This is a genomic window from Enterobacter sp. 6722112 (assembly GCF_058661685.1).
On sequence record NZ_JBZWGR010000007.1, the window covers coordinates 3,014,806 to 3,033,218 of the forward strand.

At 56.7% G+C, this 18,413-nt stretch carries 16 protein-coding genes; 7 read left to right on the plus strand and 9 right to left on the minus strand.

The window, feature by feature from the left end; all coding sequences use genetic code 11:
- Positions 1–54: 54 nt before the first annotated feature.
- Positions 55–2,031, minus strand: a complete 1,977-nt coding sequence (gene aegA, locus AC4OVU_RS15845) for a formate-dependent uric acid utilization protein AegA (RefSeq protein WP_110292300.1) — start codon at positions 2,029–2,031, stop codon at positions 55–57.
- 152 nt (positions 2,032–2,183) lie between these two features.
- On the opposite strand from aegA, the gene narQ reads away from it, so the two are divergent.
- Positions 2,184–3,878: a nitrate/nitrite two-component system sensor histidine kinase NarQ gene (gene narQ / locus AC4OVU_RS15850; RefSeq protein WP_491928746.1), complete on the plus strand. Its 1,695-nt coding sequence runs from the start codon at positions 2,184–2,186 to the stop codon at positions 3,876–3,878.
- Positions 3,879–4,019: 141 nt separating this feature from the next.
- Complete coding sequence (gene acrD, locus AC4OVU_RS15855; protein ID WP_017383494.1) at positions 4,020–7,133, plus strand: multidrug efflux RND transporter permease AcrD; 3,114 nt, start codon at positions 4,020–4,022, stop codon at positions 7,131–7,133.
- Between the two features lie 109 nt (positions 7,134–7,242).
- Here acrD and ypfM read toward each other — a convergent pair whose 3' ends face one another.
- Positions 7,243–7,302 (minus strand): protein YpfM, encoded by a 60-nt coding sequence (gene ypfM, locus AC4OVU_RS15860; protein WP_015572204.1) that lies wholly within the window; start codon positions 7,300–7,302, stop codon positions 7,243–7,245.
- Positions 7,303–7,689: 387 nt separating this feature from the next.
- Between ypfM and AC4OVU_RS15865 the strand changes: the two genes are divergently transcribed.
- The 3 genes from AC4OVU_RS15865 to AC4OVU_RS15875 are packed head-to-tail and all read left to right on the plus strand — an operon-like array spanning position 7,690 to position 9,399.
- Positions 7,690–8,046 (plus strand): ArsC family reductase, encoded by a 357-nt coding sequence (locus tag AC4OVU_RS15865; protein WP_110292303.1) that lies wholly within the window; start codon positions 7,690–7,692, stop codon positions 8,044–8,046.
- A gap of 3 nt (positions 8,047–8,049) precedes the next feature.
- Positions 8,050–9,177, plus strand: coding sequence for a succinyl-diaminopimelate desuccinylase (dapE, locus tag AC4OVU_RS15870; RefSeq protein ID WP_017383496.1), 1,128 nt, complete (start codon positions 8,050–8,052; stop codon positions 9,175–9,177).
- A 24-nt stretch (positions 9,178–9,201) separates the two neighbouring features.
- Complete coding sequence (locus AC4OVU_RS15875; protein ID WP_000383991.1) at positions 9,202–9,399, plus strand: YpfN family protein; 198 nt, start codon at positions 9,202–9,204, stop codon at positions 9,397–9,399.
- 39 nt (positions 9,400–9,438) lie between these two features.
- On the opposite strand, the gene ypfH is transcribed toward AC4OVU_RS15875, so the two are convergent.
- The 6 genes from ypfH to dapA form a co-directional block, all read right to left on the minus strand.
- Positions 9,439–10,134: an esterase gene (gene ypfH, locus AC4OVU_RS15880; protein WP_023295120.1), complete on the minus strand. Its 696-nt coding sequence runs from the start codon at positions 10,132–10,134 to the stop codon at positions 9,439–9,441.
- 73 nt (positions 10,135–10,207) lie between these two features.
- Positions 10,208–12,154 (minus strand): tRNA(Met) cytidine acetyltransferase TmcA, encoded by a 1,947-nt coding sequence (locus AC4OVU_RS15885; RefSeq protein ID WP_110292304.1) that lies wholly within the window; start codon positions 12,152–12,154, stop codon positions 10,208–10,210.
- Positions 12,154–13,023 carry a KPN_02809 family neutral zinc metallopeptidase gene (ypfJ, locus tag AC4OVU_RS15890; protein ID WP_001303362.1) on the minus strand — a complete coding sequence of 290 codons (870 nt, stop codon included), beginning with the start codon at positions 13,021–13,023 and terminating at the stop codon, positions 12,154–12,156. The genes AC4OVU_RS15885 and ypfJ overlap by 1 nt, the downstream gene beginning before the upstream one ends.
- Positions 13,024–13,143: 120 nt before the next feature.
- A complete protein-coding gene (purC, locus tag AC4OVU_RS15895; RefSeq protein ID WP_001171626.1) occupies positions 13,144–13,857 on the minus strand; it encodes a phosphoribosylaminoimidazolesuccinocarboxamide synthase in 714 nt (237 codons plus the stop codon).
- Between the two features lie 109 nt (positions 13,858–13,966).
- Complete coding sequence (gene bamC / locus AC4OVU_RS15900; RefSeq protein ID WP_006811481.1) at positions 13,967–15,001, minus strand: outer membrane protein assembly factor BamC; 1,035 nt, start codon at positions 14,999–15,001, stop codon at positions 13,967–13,969.
- Between the two features lie 16 nt (positions 15,002–15,017).
- Entirely contained in the window at positions 15,018–15,896 is an 879-nt protein-coding gene (gene dapA / locus AC4OVU_RS15905) for a 4-hydroxy-tetrahydrodipicolinate synthase (RefSeq protein ID WP_003860542.1), read from the minus strand.
- 145 nt (positions 15,897–16,041) lie between these two features.
- Between dapA and AC4OVU_RS15910 the strand changes: the two genes are divergently transcribed.
- Complete coding sequence (locus AC4OVU_RS15910) at positions 16,042–16,611, plus strand: glycine cleavage system transcriptional repressor (RefSeq protein WP_000213743.1); 570 nt, start codon at positions 16,042–16,044, stop codon at positions 16,609–16,611.
- A complete protein-coding gene (gene bcp / locus AC4OVU_RS15915) occupies positions 16,611–17,081 on the plus strand; it encodes a thioredoxin-dependent thiol peroxidase (protein WP_015572198.1) in 471 nt (156 codons plus the stop codon). Before AC4OVU_RS15910 ends, bcp begins: the two co-directional genes overlap by 1 nt.
- A 138-nt stretch (positions 17,082–17,219) precedes the next feature.
- On the opposite strand, the gene AC4OVU_RS15920 is transcribed toward bcp, so the two are convergent.
- The gene (locus AC4OVU_RS15920; RefSeq protein WP_003860546.1) at positions 17,220–18,284 is read right to left on the minus strand and encodes an AI-2E family transporter; all 1,065 of its coding nucleotides are present in this window, start codon (positions 18,282–18,284) and stop codon (positions 17,220–17,222) included.
- Positions 18,285–18,413: the final 129 nt, after the last annotated feature.

Here is an 18,413-nt window from a genome sequence, read left to right on the forward strand (position 1 = left end):
CAAAATGAGACTGTTTATACTACGCCGTGAAGCCCGCTTTGTCGCCCGTCTGCGTTAATGCATGTTGCGCGGCGGCACGCCAAGCCAGTCCATGATCCCCTGCGCGGCATGACGCCCTTCCGCCATCGCGGTGACCACCAGATCCGCACCGCGTACCGCATCACCGCCAGCAAAAATCTGCGGATTCGAGGTCTGGTAGCGATAACGGCTCTCCACGGAGGCCCTGATGCGCCCCCAGTCGTCGGTGTCGACGCCCTGCGCCTGAAGCCACGGCATGGCGTGCGGATTAAAACCAAACGCCATGATCACCGCATCCGCTGGCATGACAAACTCACTGCCCGCCACCGGGACAGGACGCCGCCGCCCCTGCGCATCCGGCTCGCCCAGCCTGGTGCGCAGCATCCGGATACCGTTAACCTTCCCGTCGGTATCCAGCGTGAGCTCAACCGGCTGAACATTAAATTCAAACGCTGCGCCCTCTTCTTTCGCGTTTTTAACCTCTTTCTTTGAGCCCGGCATGTTGGTCTCGTCCCGCCGATAGGCGCAGGTGACTTTCGCCGCGCCATGCCGCAGCGCGGTGCGCACGCAGTCCATCGCCGTATCGCCCCCGCCGAGCACCACCACGTTTAAACCCTGCGTGTCGATAAACGGTTCGTCTGCGGCAGGATCAAGGCCCATCACGTTCCGCGTGTTTGCCACTAAAAACGGCAGCGCGTCGTACACGCCCGGCGCGTCTTCGTGAGGGATACCCGCTTTCATGGAACGATAGGTCCCTACGCCGATGAACAGGGCATCGTAGTCGTTTTGCAGTTGGGCCATCGACACGTCTTTTCCCACCTCGCAGTTCAGCTCGAAGCGGATACCCATCGCGCTGAATATCTCTCTGCGCCGCGCTAGCAGGGATTTATCCAGCTTGAAGGCAGGAATACCAAAGGTCAGCAATCCACCGATTTCCGGATGGCGGTCGTAGACCGTCACGCCGACGCCGCTGCGCACCAGCACGTCGGCGCAGGCCAGCCCTGCCGGACCGGCGCCGATGATGGCGACGCGCTTACCGACCGGCTTAACGTGGCTGACGTCCGGCGTCCAGCCCATCGCCAGCGCCCGATCCGAGATATACCGTTCGATATTACCGATGGTTACTGCCCCTGACGCATCCCGCAGGGTGCAGGTGCCTTCACATAATCGATCCTGTGGGCAGACGCGGCCGGTAATTTCCGGTAAACAGTTAGTCTGGTGAGAAAGCTCAGCCGCACCGACGATATCCCCCGCCCCGATCCGCTCAATCCACTGGGGAATGTGGTTATGCAGCGGGCAGGTCCACTCGCAAATGCTATGCTCGCCACATTTCAGGCACCGGGATGCCTCACGCTGCGCCTGTTCCGGGCGAAACGGCAGGTAGATCTCGTTAAAATGGTATGCGCGTGCTTCGGGGCTGAGCTTATCCGGCTCACCGCGCGCCGGGGTGTTTTGCATCTGTTGCCGTTTGGTTTGCGGAGGGGCTGACTGAACCGCCTCGCTGTGCCACGGCAGCGCGTCCAGCCTTGCGCTGCGCTGTCGGCGCTGCTTAACCAGCTTATCCAGTACGGCTGGGGTGGCGAGCGTAAGCACCTCCGCCGGGCAGTTTTCCACGCAGGCAGGGCCTTGCGGCCTTTCCAGGCAGAGGTCGCATTTGTGCGCCGAGGCCTTTACGCTGTCGTTTTCCAGCGGGGCGATCAGCATGTCCATCGTGCCAAACGGACAGGCCACCACGCAGGCTTTACAGCCAATGCATTTTTGTTGATTGACCTGTACGCTGTCGCTGTGTTGCGTGATGGCTCCGTTCGGGCAGCTTTGCGCGCAGGGCGCGTTTTCACAGTGGTGGCAGGTCACGGGGCTTTTTCGCAAGCCTGAGGTAAGGACCGTAATGCGGGGATGAAAATGGCGCTCGCTCAGCGCGTGCTGCTCCCCGTTGTGCGCCATCACACAGGCAACTTCGCAGGCGCGACAACCGATACACTGTTGAGCGTTGGCCATAATAAAACGATTCATAACAACACCTGTTTTTGGTTCAATAACCTTATTCTTTCTATTGTTATCGTATTTACCCACAGCGGCATGGCGACGCAATGTTCAAATGCCCAGGAAGCCGAACTATTTCCAGTGAACCTGTGGCAGATCAATTTAATTCAGGAAGCTGATGAGTGACCGTTAAACGCCCCGTATCGGGAAGCCTGGCTCGGGCTTTCTTTTCGATGATTGTCTTGTCCGTTCTGATCAGCGCCATTGCGCTGGTCACACTCGCCAGCAGCCAGCGCGACGCCGAGGCGATTAACATCGCCGGCTCGCTGCGTATGCAGAGCTACCGCCTGGGCTACGAAATGCAGCGCGCCGGCACATCGCTGGCAGAGCACCGCGCGGTCTGGCAAAAAACGCTGAGCGCGCCTGCGTTGCAGAAGCTAAACCGCTGGTATGTGCCAGAGGACGTCAAACAGCGTTACCAGCAGTTGCACCTTGGCTGGCAGGAGATGGACACGCGCATCGCCAGCGGCGATACCGGATGGTATCAGAACCACATAGAGGATTTCGTGGGCCGGATAGATGCCTTTGTGCTGGCGCTACAGCACTACACCGAACATAAAATTCAGCTGGTGATTTTCATGTCGCTGACGGGCGGCCTGGGCATCCTGCTGCTGGCGGTAGTGACCCTGCGGCGCATCCGCCGTCAGGTTGTGCTGCCGCTGAATAATCTGGTGGCGGCGAGCGAGCGTATCGAACAGGGGCAATTCGACACTCCCGCGCCGGATACTACGCTTCCCAACGAGCTGGGCCAGCTTTCCCGCGCCTTCAACCATATGTCGGCGGAATTACACACCCTGTACCGTTCACTTGAGCGCTCCGTTGCTGAAAAAACCCGCCACCTGAATGAAGCGCATCAGCAGCTCGAAATGCTGTTCAAATGCTCACAGGCGTTGAATACCGGGCAGATAGACAGCCACTGCTTCCGGCATATTTTGCAGATTGTGCATGACTATACGCAGATGAATTACCTGCAATTGCGCACCAGTGACGACTGGCAGCTTTACGAAGGACAGGAGTCCCCGGGCGAGAAAATGCACAATTTACCGGTGTTAATGCAGGACACCCTGTACGGCGAACTGCGCTGGCAAAGCGCGACCGGGGATGTTCCGCTGCCGCTCATGGAAAGCGTGGCGACGATGCTGGGCCGGGGGATCTATTTCAATCAGGCGCAGAAACATTATCAGCAGCTGCTGCTGATGGAGGAGCGCGCCACCATCGCGCGCGAGCTGCATGATTCGCTGGCGCAGGTGCTCTCCTATTTGCGTATTCAGCTTACGCTGCTGAAGCATGCCGTGCCGGGCGACAATGCTCCGGCGCAGACCATCATTACGGACTTTTCCCGCGAGCTGAATAATGCCTGGCATCAGCTACGCGAGCTGCTCACCACCTTCCGCCTGACGCTCAATCACGCCAATCTTCCTGCCGCGCTACAGGAGTCTCTCGACGGGTTGCAAAGCCAGACCCGCGCGAAGCTGGTGCTCGACTGCCGTCTCTCATCGCTGGCGCTGGACGCACAAAAACAGGTGCACCTCTTACAGATTGTGCGTGAGGCAGTGCTGAATGCGATTAAACATGCCGACGCGAGCGAGATTGTGGTCAGCTGCGTCACCACCGCGGACGGCACTCACACGGTCACGATCCGCGACAACGGCATTGGTATCGGCGACGCCAGTGAACCGCCGGGGCATTACGGGCTGAATATCATGCGCGAACGCGCGGGACGGCTCGGCGGGACATTACACTTTTCTCAGCCGCCACAGGGCGGGACACAGGTCAGCGTAACGTTCCAGACGCCTGCGGCCCAGGCTGAAAAATAGCGAGAAAGAAGGCGCGCTGAAAAAAGCGCATGATAATTTACATTATCTCCTTTATTTCTCCACGTTTGACCTGGGCCTTACCGCTAAAGTTAGGCGGGCAATAAACAATAATGACGTGCAGCAAAACGAGGTCACACTTTAATGGCGAATTTTTTCATCGATCGCCCCATTTTTGCCTGGGTGCTTGCAATCCTGTTGTGTCTGACGGGTGTCCTGGCGATTACGTCCCTTCCTGTTGAGCAATACCCTGACCTCGCGCCCCCCAACGTGCGTATCACGGCGAACTACCCTGGCGCCTCGGCACAGACGCTGGAAAATACCGTCACCCAGGTTATCGAGCAGAACATGACGGGTCTCGATAACCTGATGTACATGTCCTCGCAGAGCAGCGCCACGGGCCAGGCGACGGTAACCCTGAGCTTTACGGCGGGCACGGATCCGGATGAAGCGGTGCAGCAGGTGCAAAACCAGCTGCAATCGGCCCTGCGTAAACTGCCTCAGGCGGTGCAGAACCAGGGGGTGACCGTGCGTAAAACCGGTGACACCAATATTTTGACCATCGCGTTTGTGTCAACCGATGGCTCGATGGATAAGCAGGACATCGCGGACTACGTCGCCAGTAATATTCAGGACCCGCTCAGCCGTATCAACGGCGTGGGGGATATCGACGCCTACGGCTCGCAGTACTCCATGCGTATCTGGCTGGATCCCAACAAGCTGAACAGCGTGCAGATGACCGCCAAAGATGTCACCGACGCTATCGAATCGCAGAACGCCCAGATTGCCGTGGGGCAGCTCGGCGGTACCCCGTCCGTGGATAACCAGGCGCTTAACGCCACCATCAACTCCCAGTCGCTGCTCCAGACACCTGAACAGTTCCGCAATATCACGCTACGCGTGAATCAGGACGGTTCGGAAGTGCGTCTGGGGGATGTCGCCACCGTGGAAATGGGGGCGGAAAAATATGACTACCTGAGCCGCTTCAACGGCAATGCCGCGTCCGGGCTGGGGGTGAAACTGGCCTCCGGCGCCAACGAAATGGCGACCGCGCAGCGGGTGCTAGAGCGTCTGGATGAGCTGTCGCATTTCTTCCCGCACGGACTGGAGTACAAAGTCGCCTACGAAACCACCTCGTTCGTAAAAGCCTCCATCGAAGATGTGGTGAAAACCCTGCTCGAAGCTATCGCGCTGGTGTTCCTCGTGATGTACCTGTTCCTGCAAAACTTCCGCGCTACGCTGATCCCCACGATTGCGGTGCCGGTGGTGCTGCTGGGTACCTTTGCGGTGCTGTATGCCTTCGGTTACAGCATCAACACCCTGACCATGTTCGCCATGGTGCTGGCCATCGGCCTGCTGGTGGATGATGCCATCGTGGTGGTGGAAAACGTTGAGCGCATCATGAGCGAGGAAGGGCTTTCGCCCCGCGAGGCCACGCGCAAATCGATGGGACAGATTCAGGGCGCGCTGGTCGGTATCGCCATGGTGCTGTCGGCGGTATTTATCCCGATGGCGTTTTTTGGCGGCACCACGGGCGCGATTTATCGCCAGTTCTCGATCACCATCGTCTCTGCAATGGTGCTCTCCGTACTGGTGGCGATGATCCTTACCCCTGCCCTGTGCGCGACGCTGCTGAAACCGCTGCATAAGGGCGAACATCACGGTCAAAAAGGCTTCTTCGGCTGGTTTAACCGCATGTTTAACCGCAATGCGGCGCGCTATGAAGCGGGCGTGGGTAAAGTACTGCACCGCAGCGTACGCTGGATGGTGGTTTATGTTCTGCTGCTCGGCGGCATGGTCTTCCTGTTCCTGCGGCTGCCAACCTCGTTCCTGCCGCTGGAAGATCGCGGCATGTTTATCACCTCCGTACAGTTACCCAGCGGCTCGACCCAGCAGCAGACCCTGAAAGTGGTGCAGAAGGTTGAGAACTACTTCCATACTCAGGAGAAAGACAACGTGGTCTCCGTCTTCTCCACCGTCGGCTCTGGCCCTGGCGGTAACGGGCAGAACGTGGCGCGTATGTTTGTGCGCCTGAAAGACTGGGACCAGCGCGACAGCGATACCGGCTCCTCCTTTGCCATCATTGAGCGTGCAACCAAAGCGTTCAACAAAATCAAGGAAGCGCGCGTTTTCGCCAGCAGCCCGCCCGCCATCAGCGGCCTGGGCAGCTCAGCCGGGTTTGATATGGAGCTTCAGGATCACGCGGGTGCCGGGCATGACGCGTTGATGGCTGCTCGCGACAAGCTGCTGGAGCTGGCCGGGAAAGATCCGCAGCTTACCCGCGTTCGTCATAACGGTCTGGATGACAGCCCTCAGCTACAGGTGGATATTGACCAGCGTAAAGCGCAGGCGCTGGGCGTCTCCATCGACGACATTAACGACACCCTGCAAACGGCATGGGGCTCAAGCTACGTGAATGACTTTATGGATCGCGGCCGCGTGAAGAAGGTCTACGTTCAGTCTGCCGCCAAATACCGCATGCTGCCGGACGATATCAACCGCTGGTATGTGCGCAATAACACCGGCGGCATGGTGCCGTTCTCGGCGTTTGCGACGTCACGCTGGGAGACCGGTTCACCGCGTCTGGAGCGTTACAACGGCTATTCGGCGCTGGAGATTGTCGGTGAAGCCGCGCCGGGCGTCAGTACCGGTACCGCAATGGACATTATGGAAAAACTGGTTCAGCAGTTACCGACCGGCTTTGGCCTGGAGTGGACAGCGATGTCCTACCAGGAACGGCTTTCCGGCGCTCAGGCGCCTGCCCTGTATGCCCTTTCGCTGCTGGTAGTGTTCCTCTGTCTGGCGGCGCTGTATGAAAGCTGGTCAGTGCCGTTCTCGGTGATGCTGGTGGTGCCTCTCGGGGTCATCGGAGCGCTGCTGGCAACCTGGATGCGCGGCCTGGAAAATGATGTCTATTTCCAGGTCGGACTCCTCACCGTAATCGGATTGTCGGCGAAAAACGCCATTCTGATCGTCGAATTTGCCAATGAGATGAATGCCAAAGGTCACGAACTGATGGCCGCCACGCTGCACGCCTGTCGTCAGCGCCTGCGCCCGATCCTGATGACTTCTCTGGCGTTTGTGTTTGGCGTCCTGCCGATGGCCACCAGCTCCGGCGCAGGCTCCAGCAGCCAGCACGCGGTGGGAACGGGCGTTATGGGGGGAATGATTTCGGCGACGATTCTGGCTATCTATTTCGTACCGCTGTTCTTTGTGCTGGTACGCCGTCGTTTCCCGCTGAAGGATAAGCCGGAATAACACGTTGAAATAAAAAAGGCGGCTTTACAGGCCGCCTTTTTATTGTGTGATTCTTTCACACTATGGTTATTTTAGTTAATTAAGTGCTCTTGCATTTCTTACCGGAAATTCATTTACGAAGCATGCCTTCGATAAAATCTTTCCAGTTCCCCAGTTCACGTTCAATCATAACAACCTCTCTTATTATTATGCGCATTCTACGAAAACGTATCATCATTGTGAAGCCACTTTAACCGATTGCTGTGATTGAGCCCCGCTGTGCTGGTAGGTTTAGGATCACTATGAGCGTTGTCGGGTAAATTTTATGTGACCTACAGCAATATTTTGAAATAGTCGGAAAAATGACAGCATTTTTAATTTCCCCCTGAGTTTATTGGCAATTTAAACAGGGTGGACAACTATGCTTAAAAGATGAAAGACTATTCAGCTTACAGCTGTTCGTTGAATTATGGAGAATTGTAAATCCCGAAAAATTCCGAATGTGTTATATTCCACTTAAGGATATATCTTCGAAAATATTGAACATTTAATCCACAAAAGAACAAAAGGATTCACTATGGTTGTGATGTATGGCATTAAGAATTGCGACACGATTAAAAAAGCCCGCCGCTGGCTGGAAGCACACAACATCGACTATCGCTTCCACGATTACCGTGCCGACGGGCTTGACCCCGCGTTTCTCCATTCCGCCATCAACGAACTGGGATGGGAAGCGCTACTGAATACCCGCGGGACCACCTGGCGAAAACTGGATGAATCTCTCCGGACCACGATCAACGACGCCGACAGCGCAGCCAAACTGATGCTTGAAATGCCGGCAATCATCAAACGCCCATTGCTCTGCAAGCCAGCTCAGCCTATGCTGCTGGGTTTCAGTGAAACCCTTTATTCAGATTTATTCGTTGAGGTGTAGTCTATGTCATGCCCGGTCATTGAGCTGACTCAGCAGCTTATTCGCCGTCCTTCCCTTAGCCCGGACGACGCAGGTTGTCAGGCATTAATGATTGAGCGCCTGCGTGCCATCGGTTTTACCGTGGAGCACATGGATTTTGGCGATACGCAGAACTTCTGGGCATGGCGCGGTCAGGGAGAGACGCTGGCGTTTGCCGGACATACTGACGTAGTTCCCGCAGGCGACGCAGACCGCTGGATCAACCCGCCTTTTGAGCCGACCATCCGCGACGGCATGCTTTTCGGACGCGGCGCTGCGGACATGAAAGGTTCTCTGGCTGCGATGGTCGTGGCGGCAGAGCGTTTCGTCGCCCAGCATCCGAACCATAAAAACCGTCTTGCGTTTTTGATTACCTCCGATGAAGAAGCCAGCGCCCACAACGGCACCGTGAAGGTCGTTGAGGCCCTGATGGCGCGCAATGAACGTCTGGACTACTGTCTGGTGGGCGAACCGTCCAGCACCGAAGTGGTGGGTGATGTGGTGAAAAATGGCCGCCGTGGATCCCTGACCTGTAATTTGACTATTCATGGCGTGCAGGGCCACGTTGCCTATCCGCACCTGGCGGATAACCCGGTACACCGCGCCGCGCCGATGCTGAACGAACTGGTAGGCATTGAATGGGATAAAGGCAACGAATTTTTCCCGCCAACCAGCATGCAGATAGCCAACATCAAGGCCGGCACCGGCAGCAACAACGTCATTCCCGGCGATCTCTTCGTCCAGTTTAACTTCCGCTTCAGCACCGAACTGACCGACGAGATGATCAAAGCGCGCGTGATTGCGCTGCTCGAGAAATATCAGCTGCGCTATACCCTCGACTGGTGGCTGTCTGGCCAGCCGTTCCTGACGCAGCGCGGTAAACTGGTGGATGCGGTGGTGAACGCCATTGCGCACTATAATGAAATTAAGCCACAGCTGCTGACAACGGGCGGCACGTCTGACGGACGCTTTATCGCCCGCATGGGCGCACAGGTTGTCGAACTGGGTCCGGTTAACGCGACGATTCACAAAATCAATGAATGCGTGAACGCTGCCGATTTACAACTGCTGGCCCGCATGTATCAACGTATTATGGAGCAGCTCGTCGCCTGACGGGTGCTTAAAGAGGATTAGCGAATGGACTGGCTTTCAAAGTACTGGTGGATTCTGGTGTTGGTATTTCTGGTAGGCGTGCTGCTTAACGTGATTAAAGATCTCAAGCGCGTTGACCACAAAAAGTTCCTTGCCAACAAACCGGATCTTCCGCCGCACCGTGATTTTAACGACAAGTGGGACGATGAAGACGACTGGCCGAAGAAGGACCAGAAGAAGTAATCGCTCTGTTTCCCCTCTCCCTAAAGAGAGGGGGACACCTCACATAAACTCGACGATATCATCGTCATTCGGCTTACCGCCGCTGAGCGCTTCATCAAAGTAGTGCTTCGGTACGGTATAACGCAGATGATCGAGCGCGAACTGCATGCTGCGATCGTCAATGGCATGCCCCAGATCGTCTACGATATCCAGCGTCACATCTCCGCCCTCGCGCATCAGCGTCTCCTGGGCAGCAACCGCATGCGAAAGCTCAATTACCCGGTCTTCCCCCCCATGAATGAGATGGATCGTGGTCTGCGTGGTCGCGCTTTGCGGTAACGTCGCAAAACGCCCGTTAAAGGCAATCACGCGGGACACCAGTCCGGGCTGCGCTTTTACGCTTTCCAGCGACATGATTGAGCCCTGAGAGAAGCCAATCAGCGCCGTTGCGTCGGCGCCTACGCCGCTCTGCTGCTGCCAGTAACGCACGGTATCGATAAAGGCTGGCATAGCGGCATCAATACGCGCCTGACGATTCTCCTCCGTCACGCCCTCGACGGAAAACCACTGCCGCCCGTCCGGACCGCACGGCTCCACGCCGCCAATGCTGACGATCAGCGCGTGTGGGAAAACGGGTGCAAACCAGCTGCCAATTTGTCCCATATTGACGGCATTGTCGCCCACGCCATGAAACAGAAGCAGGAGCTGTTTAGCAGGTGTGTCCGGGCTTTGCACAACAAAATGGTCATGTTTCATGGCGATCTCCTTAATTGATAAGCAGGATTTTACGCCTCTGCGGGGTAATGACCATGCCACTTTACTGAAGAAGTCATTGAAAAAATTGCCATTGCAAAATGTCGGCTTTCAGCTGCTGGCTACGGGAGTAATCAAGCCTTTCAAGCGCGTGAGCGGTTTCCTCGCGTAGCTTCGCCAGCAACGCTTTGCGCCCGAAATCGTGCGTATTCCCTTCCATTTTCCCCCGCAGCGCCGGAAGTGGCATGTCCACGGCTAACAACAACCGCGTCAGCGCCGCAACCGAAGTTGAAAACGCCCGGTGAGCAAAGGCAAACCCCGCCAGCTCCAGCCAGTCGTCACTATTAAGGGTAGCTTCCCATGCATCCGTCACCGGGATCTTTTCGCCATTCCAGGCCGACAGGACGCGCATATCACGACATAACCGCTGATGCGCCTGTTCGCAGAGCTGATGCCCCGCCTCGCTCAGCGGCAGCAACGCCATCGCCGTATAGCACCCGCTGCTGGCTTCCCGGTGGCTGCCCATTCGCACCAGCACAAACCCGCACTGCCGCCAGAAACGCCACAGCTCGTCGGTATAGCCAAAGCTGACCGAGAGATAATCTTCTCCGCTGGCACTGCGGATCAGCCGCTGGCCGATGCCTTCCCGCTGGCGATGGGGATGAACCGCAATGCGGCTGACGCGTCGGCCTTTCAGCGTCGCCGCGAGCGGCGAGCCGCCGTGCGCTGCCAGCGACTGCGCCACCAGATTTCCACGCGGCCGACGAAAGCCCGCCCAGACTGCGCGGCTAAGTTCAGGGGGTAATCCCCCCTCCTCCACCAGCCAGAGCGCGCCCGCGATCTCCGCGCCCGCCTGAGCAACAGCAAAGTGCTGGCCGGGGGCGTCCATCATCCGGCGTAAATCGAGGGGTGACGTCCGGTAGTGCGCGGCGCAAAGCAGTTCATACACGCCTGCCCCGCGCGTCGGATCGCTCTCCCATATCCCGGACTCCAGCGACGTTAAACGTACCTCTCCTTCCGGTTTGCGATCGATAAGCGCATCGTCGAACAGCAGCGCGTTCGCCACTATCCGCTCAAGGGGGCATCCGGCAGCCCAGCGAACTGGCGTGGATAAGGTATAACGCCGCAGCCCGCTAAACCGGGCGCAGAACTTCAGCAGGAATCCCCTGCCCGTGCCTTCATAACCCTGCACCGTGGTGGTCAGCAACACGCGGGGAAAGCGCGACGCCAGCTTCTCCAACAGCGGTCCGGGGATGGCGGCCGCCTCATCGACAATCAGCCAGTCAGCTTTTGTGGCGGAGGCCAGCAGCGCGTCCGGGGCCATAAAGTGAAAATGTTCCCCGGCGAAACGCGCGATGACATCCGTCGCCCCTTTTGCCGGTGCCGTCACTACTGCACTCCCCTGAATGCCGTTGAGCAACATGCCCGCCAGGGCGGACTTTCCGCGTCCGCGCGGTGCCGTCACGGCGGCCACGCCAGCAGGCATGGTCAGAAGAGCGTCGAGGAGCTCAGCCTGCTCGCGCTGCGGTTCACCGCTGGCGGGCTGCCAGGCGGGTAAATCTGGCGCAACGGGAAGGCACAGAGGACGATGTTGATGCCAGACGATGGCATCTGAATCGGCGGCAAGCGTCCGGCAAAAATGGTAAACAAAGTGCGGGGTGGCGATCGGCTCGGCGCTGTCGCTCCAGCGTAGAGAATCCGCGTCGGGCCTGTTAGCCCAGACGGAGAACGGCGGCACCAGCAGCATCAGAAGGCTTCCGGCGCGCAGGGTCCCGCTGAGGGCGGCGAAGGCCGAGACGTCAAACCCGCGACGCGCGTCAAAAACGGCGTGCAGGTATTCACGTCCCAGCAGGCCGCTGATGGTCTTAGAGGGGTTTTCCTCCAGCCACAGCCAGTCTCCTGGTAACGTATCGCGCAGAATGGTCGCCTGGCTCAACGTCCACGCTTCATCGCCGCTGAGCAACACCAGCCGGCGGTGCCCGGTACGCTGAAGCTGGTTGACCAGCTGTTCAAACCCCAACATCACATAGCTTTGCCGAAGGTATTACACTGCGACGGGTTGCCGCTGTCGAAGCCACGCTTAAACCAGCTGTAGCGCTGCTCTGAGGTGCCATGGGTAAAGCTGTCCGGCACAACGCGCCCCTGGCTCTGCTGCTGCAAGCGATCGTCACCAATCGCCTGTGCGGCATTCAGGGCCTCTTCCAGATCGCCTGTTTCCAGCACGCCCTGTTGCTGCATGCTGTGTCCCCAGACGCCAGCGAAGCAGTCGGCCTGAAGCTCCATGCGTACGGACAGACGATTCACCTCCGCCTGAGAAGCATTCTGCTGCATCTGACGCACTTTAGGCTCAATGCCGAGGAGCTTCTGCACGTGGTGGCCGACTTCATGCGCGATCACGTAGCCCTGGGCAAAATCGCCGTCGGCGCCCAGCTTGCTTTTCATGTCGTCATAGAAGGAGAGATCGATATAGACGGTGCTGTCCGCCGGGCAGTAGAACGGCCCCATAACGGACTGCCCGGTGCCGCAGCCGGTGCGGGTTGCGCCCCGGTACATCACCAGTTTTGGCGGCTGATAAGTCCGCCCCATTTTCTCGAACTGCTGACCCCAGGTATCTTCAGTCGTCGCGAGAATAACGGAAGTAAATTTCGCCGCTTCATCTTCATTCGGGCTGATGGAGCGCTGAGAATACTGCTGCTGTTGCCCGGTTTCACCGGTCATCAAACCGGTCAGGTCGACGCCGTAGTAGCCCGCCACCAGCACAACGACCAGCAGAATAATGCCGCCCTTGCCGCTGGGTAACCGGAAACCTGGCCCGCCCATAGACGGACCACCGCCACCACTGCTGCGTCTGTCTTCTACGTTGTCACTTTCACGACGCCCTTGCCAGCGCATAAACACCTCGAGCTATTCCATTTATAATAGCTATGATCGTAGGCGGTTAATGAAAGGATTACCATAGTAAACAAGGATAAGACGCCAAAGGATGCCAACATCCTTTGGCAAATGCGCAGTTTAGTCGAGCTTAACGCCTAAACGGTGAGCAACCGCTTCGTACGCTTCGACCACGCCACCCAGACTCTGGCGGAAACGGTCTTTGTCCATTTTATCCAGCGTCTCTTTGTCCCACAGGCGGCTGCCGTCCGGCGAGAATTCGTCGCCCAGCACCACTTCACCCTTGTACAGACCGAACTCCAGCTTGAAGTCGACCAGGATCAGGCCCGCGTCATCAAACAGCTTTTTCAGCACGTCATTGGCTTTGTAGGTCAGTTCCTGCATGCGCGCCAGGTTCTCTTTGCTTACCCAGCCGAAGGTTTCGCAGTAGGATTCGTTGACCATCGGGTCGTGCATGGCGTCGTTTTTCAGGAACAGATCGAACAGCGGTGGATTCAGTTCGATACCCTCTTCAATGCCCAGACGCTTCACCAGGGAGCCTGCGGCACGGTTACGGATCACGCACTCAACCGGCACCATATCCAGTTTTTTTACCAGACATTCCGTATCGGACAGCAACGCTTCCATCTGAGTCGGGATACCGGCTTCGGCCAGTTTGGTCATAATGAAGTGGTTGAACTTGTTGTTCACCATGCCCTTACGATCGAACTGCTCAATGCGTGCGCCGTCTCCTGCTGACGTATCATTGCGGAATTCGAGCACCAACAGATCCGGGTTTTCCGTGCTGTATACGGTTTTCGCTTTGCCACGATACAACTCAGCTTGCTTCTGCATCTTCATTACTCCTGGTGTGATGATTTGTATTCAAAACTGGCCATATTATGCCACGCACACGTTTGCGTAGCACGAAAATAAAAAGGGCTGGATTAACCAGCCCTCACTATTATTTGCTGAATGCGGCCTGGAAGGCAGCGACCAGCGCATCGTTCTGCGCCTGGGTCAGCGTGTGTCCTTTCGGATCGATAAATTGCAGGCTGCTGCGGTTATCGAGGTCGCCAACCTGGATTTTGTAGTCACCGGAAGGCAGCTGTGGATCGCTTGCCCCCAGCTCCTGCCAGGCGCTATCAGACAGCGGCTTATAGGTCGCTGTGATGCTGCCCGTTGAACGGGTGCTGTCGGTCACCTTCATGCCCACTTTTTCAAGCGTTGCTGGCAGGCGCTGCCAGGTCTGGTTAAACGGCGCACGCACCACCAGCATTGGCAGGCCGGTATCGTCTGCACCGCTCTGCACATCAAACGTTGAACCGTTACGGTTCTGCGCGGCGTTTGCGGCATCGGTAGCGTTTTTATCCAGACCTGCGGCAATCACGTTCAGCATTTCAGTGCTGTAGCGCTGCATGGCGGCCGGATCGGCAACCGGTTTACCTGCCTGCTCAAGATTCAACAGCTTAACGGTAACCGCCTGCTGATAACCCTGCGGCTTAACGGAGACTTGATAACGACCACGATACTGCTGGTCTTCATCGAGACGGTTCCACTCAATCCAGTCGGTGGTTAAAGTCTGGCTGGCGTCGTCGCGTTTATCAATCGTATAGTTTTTCGACTGAATAACGCTCACAACCTGCGGCCACAGCGTGGTACCGCGTGCGCTTTCCACCAGCAGAGAGGCCGTATCACCGGTAAACTGCGTGCGCGCGCCACTCACCAGCGCCAGAGGCTGAGCCGGCGGACGAATATCAAGCGCTTTACCCACCAGGCCACTGCCGTTGGTAACCGGAATATTATAATCACCGTTCTGGATCGGCAGGATCATGCCGGCAGGCGCGTGAAGTTCAGCAAGCGGCGGCGCATCCAGATAGGATTCATCACCGCTCACCTGGCGCTTGTAGCGCGAGTCTGAACTACAGGCAGCGAGGAGCATAACAAGCGAAACACCCGCAACCTTCGCCAGGCGCGACTTCTGTACTGAATAAGCCATCAAATCTCCCTAAACTTTACAGCAAACCGGCATGCTTCAGCGCGCCAGCGACAATTTCACGACCGTGGTCGGTAATCGGTGTCATTGGCAGACGCAGCGTGTCGGTTGCTACAAGCCCCAACTCCTTACATGCCCATTTCACTGGGATCGGATTGGGTTCGACAAATAATTTATTGTGCAACGGCATCAAACGCTGATTAATCACGCGAGCTTCATCAAAGTGACCGGCTGCGGCCAGCTTGCACATGTCAGCCATATCGCGCGCCGCCACGTTCGCCGTAACGGAAATTACGCCATTACCACCGAGCTGCATAAAGTCCAGCGCGGTCGCATCATCGCCGCTCAACAGGATAAAGTCGTCTGAAACCAGCTCTTTGATCTGATGAACGCGGCTTAAGTTCCCTGTCGCCTCTTTAATCCCGATAATATTTTTTACTTTCGAGAGACGGCCAACGGTTTCCGGCAGCATATCGCAACCGGTACGGGACGGCACATTATACAGAATTTGTGGCAAGTCAGTATGTTCAGCGATGGCTTTGAAATGCTGGAACAAACCTTCCTGAGTAGGACGGTTGTAATAAGGGGTCACCGTCAGGCAGCCGACAATGCCGCTGTCGTTAAAACGCTGAGTCAGGCTAATCGCTTCTGCCGTTGCGTTTGCGCCCGTCCCCGCGATGACCGGAATACGCCCGTCCGCCAGTTCCAGGGTCAGCATCACAACGTCGCCGTGCTCTTCGTGGCTCAGCGTAGCGGATTCACCGGTAGTCCCTACCGAAACGATCGCCGAGGTTCCATTGGCGACATGGTAATCAATGAGCTTCTTCATGCTTGACCGGCAGACATTACCTTTTTCATCCATCGGTGTAACAAGCGCGACAATACTTCCCGTGAACATGAGCCATCCTCTGTGCGAACAAGAGCCTCAATGTTACGTTTGGAACTGTAATAAAAGCAAGCGACCTGAGGTTCTCAGGCGGTTGTATGCATGTTTTTTTTATGCTTTCCTTAGGAAGACTTAACCACGCAAAGGAAGAACAGGTTTGACAACCTCATCACAACATTACCTGGTTATCACTGCGCTGGGTGCTGACAGGCCGGGTATCGTGAATACCATCACTCGCCACGTGAGCAGCTGCGGCTGCAACATCGAAGATAGCCGGCTGGCTATGCTTGGCGAAGAGTTCACGTTCATCATGCTGCTTTCCGGAACATGGAATGCCATTACCCTCATTGAATCTACCCTGCCGCTGAAAGGCGCAGAGCTGGATTTACTGATTGTGATGAAGCGCACCACCGCGCGCCCGCGTCCGGCTCTGCCTGCCACGGTCTGGGTACAGGTTGAAGTGCCTGATTCACCTCATCTGATTGAACGTTTCACGGCGCTGTTTGACAGCCATCAGATGAACATTGCCGAACTGGTTTCCCGCACGCAGCCGGGCGATGAAAACGCAATCCCGACGCTGTTTATTCAAATTACCGCACACAGCCCTGCCTCGCAGGATGCGTCAAATATCGAGCAAGCGTTCAAAGCCCTCTGTACAGAATTACATGCGCAAGGCAGTATAAGCGTCGTCGATTATTCGCAGCACGAACAGGATGGAGTTGAGTAATGAACCCACTGAAAGCCGGTGATATCGCACCGAAATTTAGCTTACCGGATCAAGACGGCGAGCAAGTAAATTTGACCGACTTCCAGGGACAGCGTGTTCTGGTCTATTTCTACCCGAAAGCCATGACCCCGGGCTGTACCGTACAGGCCTGCGGTCTACGCGACAACATGGATGAGTTGAAGAAGGTCGGTGTGGAAGTGCTGGGCATCAGCACCGATAAGCCAGAGAAGCTGTCACGCTTTGCGGAAAAAGAGCTGCTGAACTTCACGCTGCTTTCCGATGAAGACCACCAGGTTTGCGAGCAGTTTGGCGTCTGGGGTGAGAAGTCCTTTATGGGCAAAACGTACGACGGTATTCACCGCATCAGTTTCCTGATTGACGCTGACGGTAAAGTTGAGCACGTGTTTGATGATTTCAAAACCAGCAACCACCACGACGTGGTGTTGAAGTGGCTGAAAGAGAACGCGTGATCATTTTAGTGCCGGGTGGCGCTGCGCTTACCCGGCCTACAAGGTAAATGCAAAACGGTAGCATGCGCTACCGTTTTTAGTGTTTGCCCCCTCTCCCCGCAGGAGAGGGTGGGGTGAGGGCATCAGCCCGCACTAAATCTACTTCTCTTCCACCGCTGGCACATCCGGCCACGCGTGGACCACGGCTTTAATCAGCGTCGCCAGCGGAATGGCGAAGAATACCCCCCAGAATCCCCACAGCCCGCCGAAAATCACCACTGACAGGATAATCACCAGCGGATGCAGGTTAACTGCTTCTGAGAACAGCACCGGTACCAGCAGGTTCCCGTCCAGTCCCTGAATAATCAGGTATACGGCGAAACAGCTCCAGAACTCCGTACCCAGACCAAACTGGAACAGCGCCACACCGACTACCGGAATGGTCACCACAAACGCGCCGATATACGGGATCAGAACCGAGAATCCGACCAGCACCGCCAGCAGCAGCGAGTAGTTCAGTCCGAAGATCACGAAGCCAATCCAGGTCGCCACGCCCACCACAATCATCTCCAGCACTTTGCCGCGAATGTAGTTGGTGATCTGCTGGTTCATCTCCTGCCAGACCTGACCGGCGAGACCGCGATTGCGCGGCAGCACGCGGCGTACCGCGTTCAGCATCTGCTCTTTATCTTTGACCAGGAAGAACACCATTAGCGGCACGAGAACAAGGTAAACCGCCAGCGTCAGCAGGCCTACCAGCGAGGCCAGAGAGTATTTCACCACCGAGTCACCCATGGTCATGATGCGGGCGCGCATGTTTTCGGCCATCGCATCGATGATCCCGGCGTCCATCAGCGCAGGATAGCGGCGCGGCAGCGTGGCGGCAAAATCAGACAGTTTATTCAGCATGCCGGGCATATCGCGGATCAGGTAGATCCCCTGTTGCCAGGCGATGGGCATCACCACGAAGGACATCAGCAGCAGAATGCCGACAAACAGCACCAGAACAATGCTGGTCGCCCAGCGCCGGGAACAGCCGATATGTTCCAGACGCGCGGTGGGCCACTCCAGCAGATACGCCAGCACAATCGCTACCAGGAGCGGCGCCAGCAGGCCACTAAAGAAGAACAGGATACCGAATCCGGCAACCAGAATGACCAGCAAAGCAATGGCTTCCGGGTCGCTAAACCGACGCCGATACCACTGCATTAACATTTCGAGCATACAACCCTTCCCTGAATCGAATGGCGGGAGTGAGACGGTGAATTGTATCTAACTGTCACAAAAAAGACTTTCCTTTTTGTTTCACTGTCAGGTTTCGCAAAACCCTGATGAATGGGATTTTCTTCATCT

Bases quoted from the DNA above. Each gene is read 5' to 3' on its own strand.
- aegA (WP_110292300.1), bottom strand. From the start codon at position 2,031: ATGAATCGTTTTATTATGGCCAACGCTCAACAGTGTATCGGTTGTCGC.
- acrD (WP_017383494.1), top strand. From the start codon at position 4,020: ATGGCGAATTTTTTCATCGATCGCCCCATTTTTGCCTGGGTGCTTGCA.
- AC4OVU_RS15865 (WP_110292303.1), top strand. From the start codon at position 7,690: ATGGTTGTGATGTATGGCATTAAGAATTGCGACACGATTAAAAAAGCC.
- dapE (WP_017383496.1), top strand. From the start codon at position 8,050: ATGTCATGCCCGGTCATTGAGCTGACTCAGCAGCTTATTCGCCGTCCT.
- AC4OVU_RS15875 (WP_000383991.1), top strand. From the start codon at position 9,202: ATGGACTGGCTTTCAAAGTACTGGTGGATTCTGGTGTTGGTATTTCTG.
- ypfH (WP_023295120.1), bottom strand. From the start codon at position 10,134: ATGAAACATGACCATTTTGTTGTGCAAAGCCCGGACACACCTGCTAAA.
- AC4OVU_RS15885 (WP_110292304.1), bottom strand. From the start codon at position 12,154: ATGTTGGGGTTTGAACAGCTGGTCAACCAGCTTCAGCGTACCGGGCAC.
- ypfJ (WP_001303362.1), bottom strand. From the start codon at position 13,023: ATGCGCTGGCAAGGGCGTCGTGAAAGTGACAACGTAGAAGACAGACGC.
- purC (WP_001171626.1), bottom strand. From the start codon at position 13,857: ATGCAGAAGCAAGCTGAGTTGTATCGTGGCAAAGCGAAAACCGTATAC.
- bamC (WP_006811481.1), bottom strand. From the start codon at position 15,001: ATGGCTTATTCAGTACAGAAGTCGCGCCTGGCGAAGGTTGCGGGTGTT.
- dapA (WP_003860542.1), bottom strand. From the start codon at position 15,896: ATGTTCACGGGAAGTATTGTCGCGCTTGTTACACCGATGGATGAAAAA.
- bcp (WP_015572198.1), top strand. From the start codon at position 16,611: ATGAACCCACTGAAAGCCGGTGATATCGCACCGAAATTTAGCTTACCG.
- AC4OVU_RS15920 (WP_003860546.1), bottom strand. From the start codon at position 18,284: ATGCTCGAAATGTTAATGCAGTGGTATCGGCGTCGGTTTAGCGACCCG.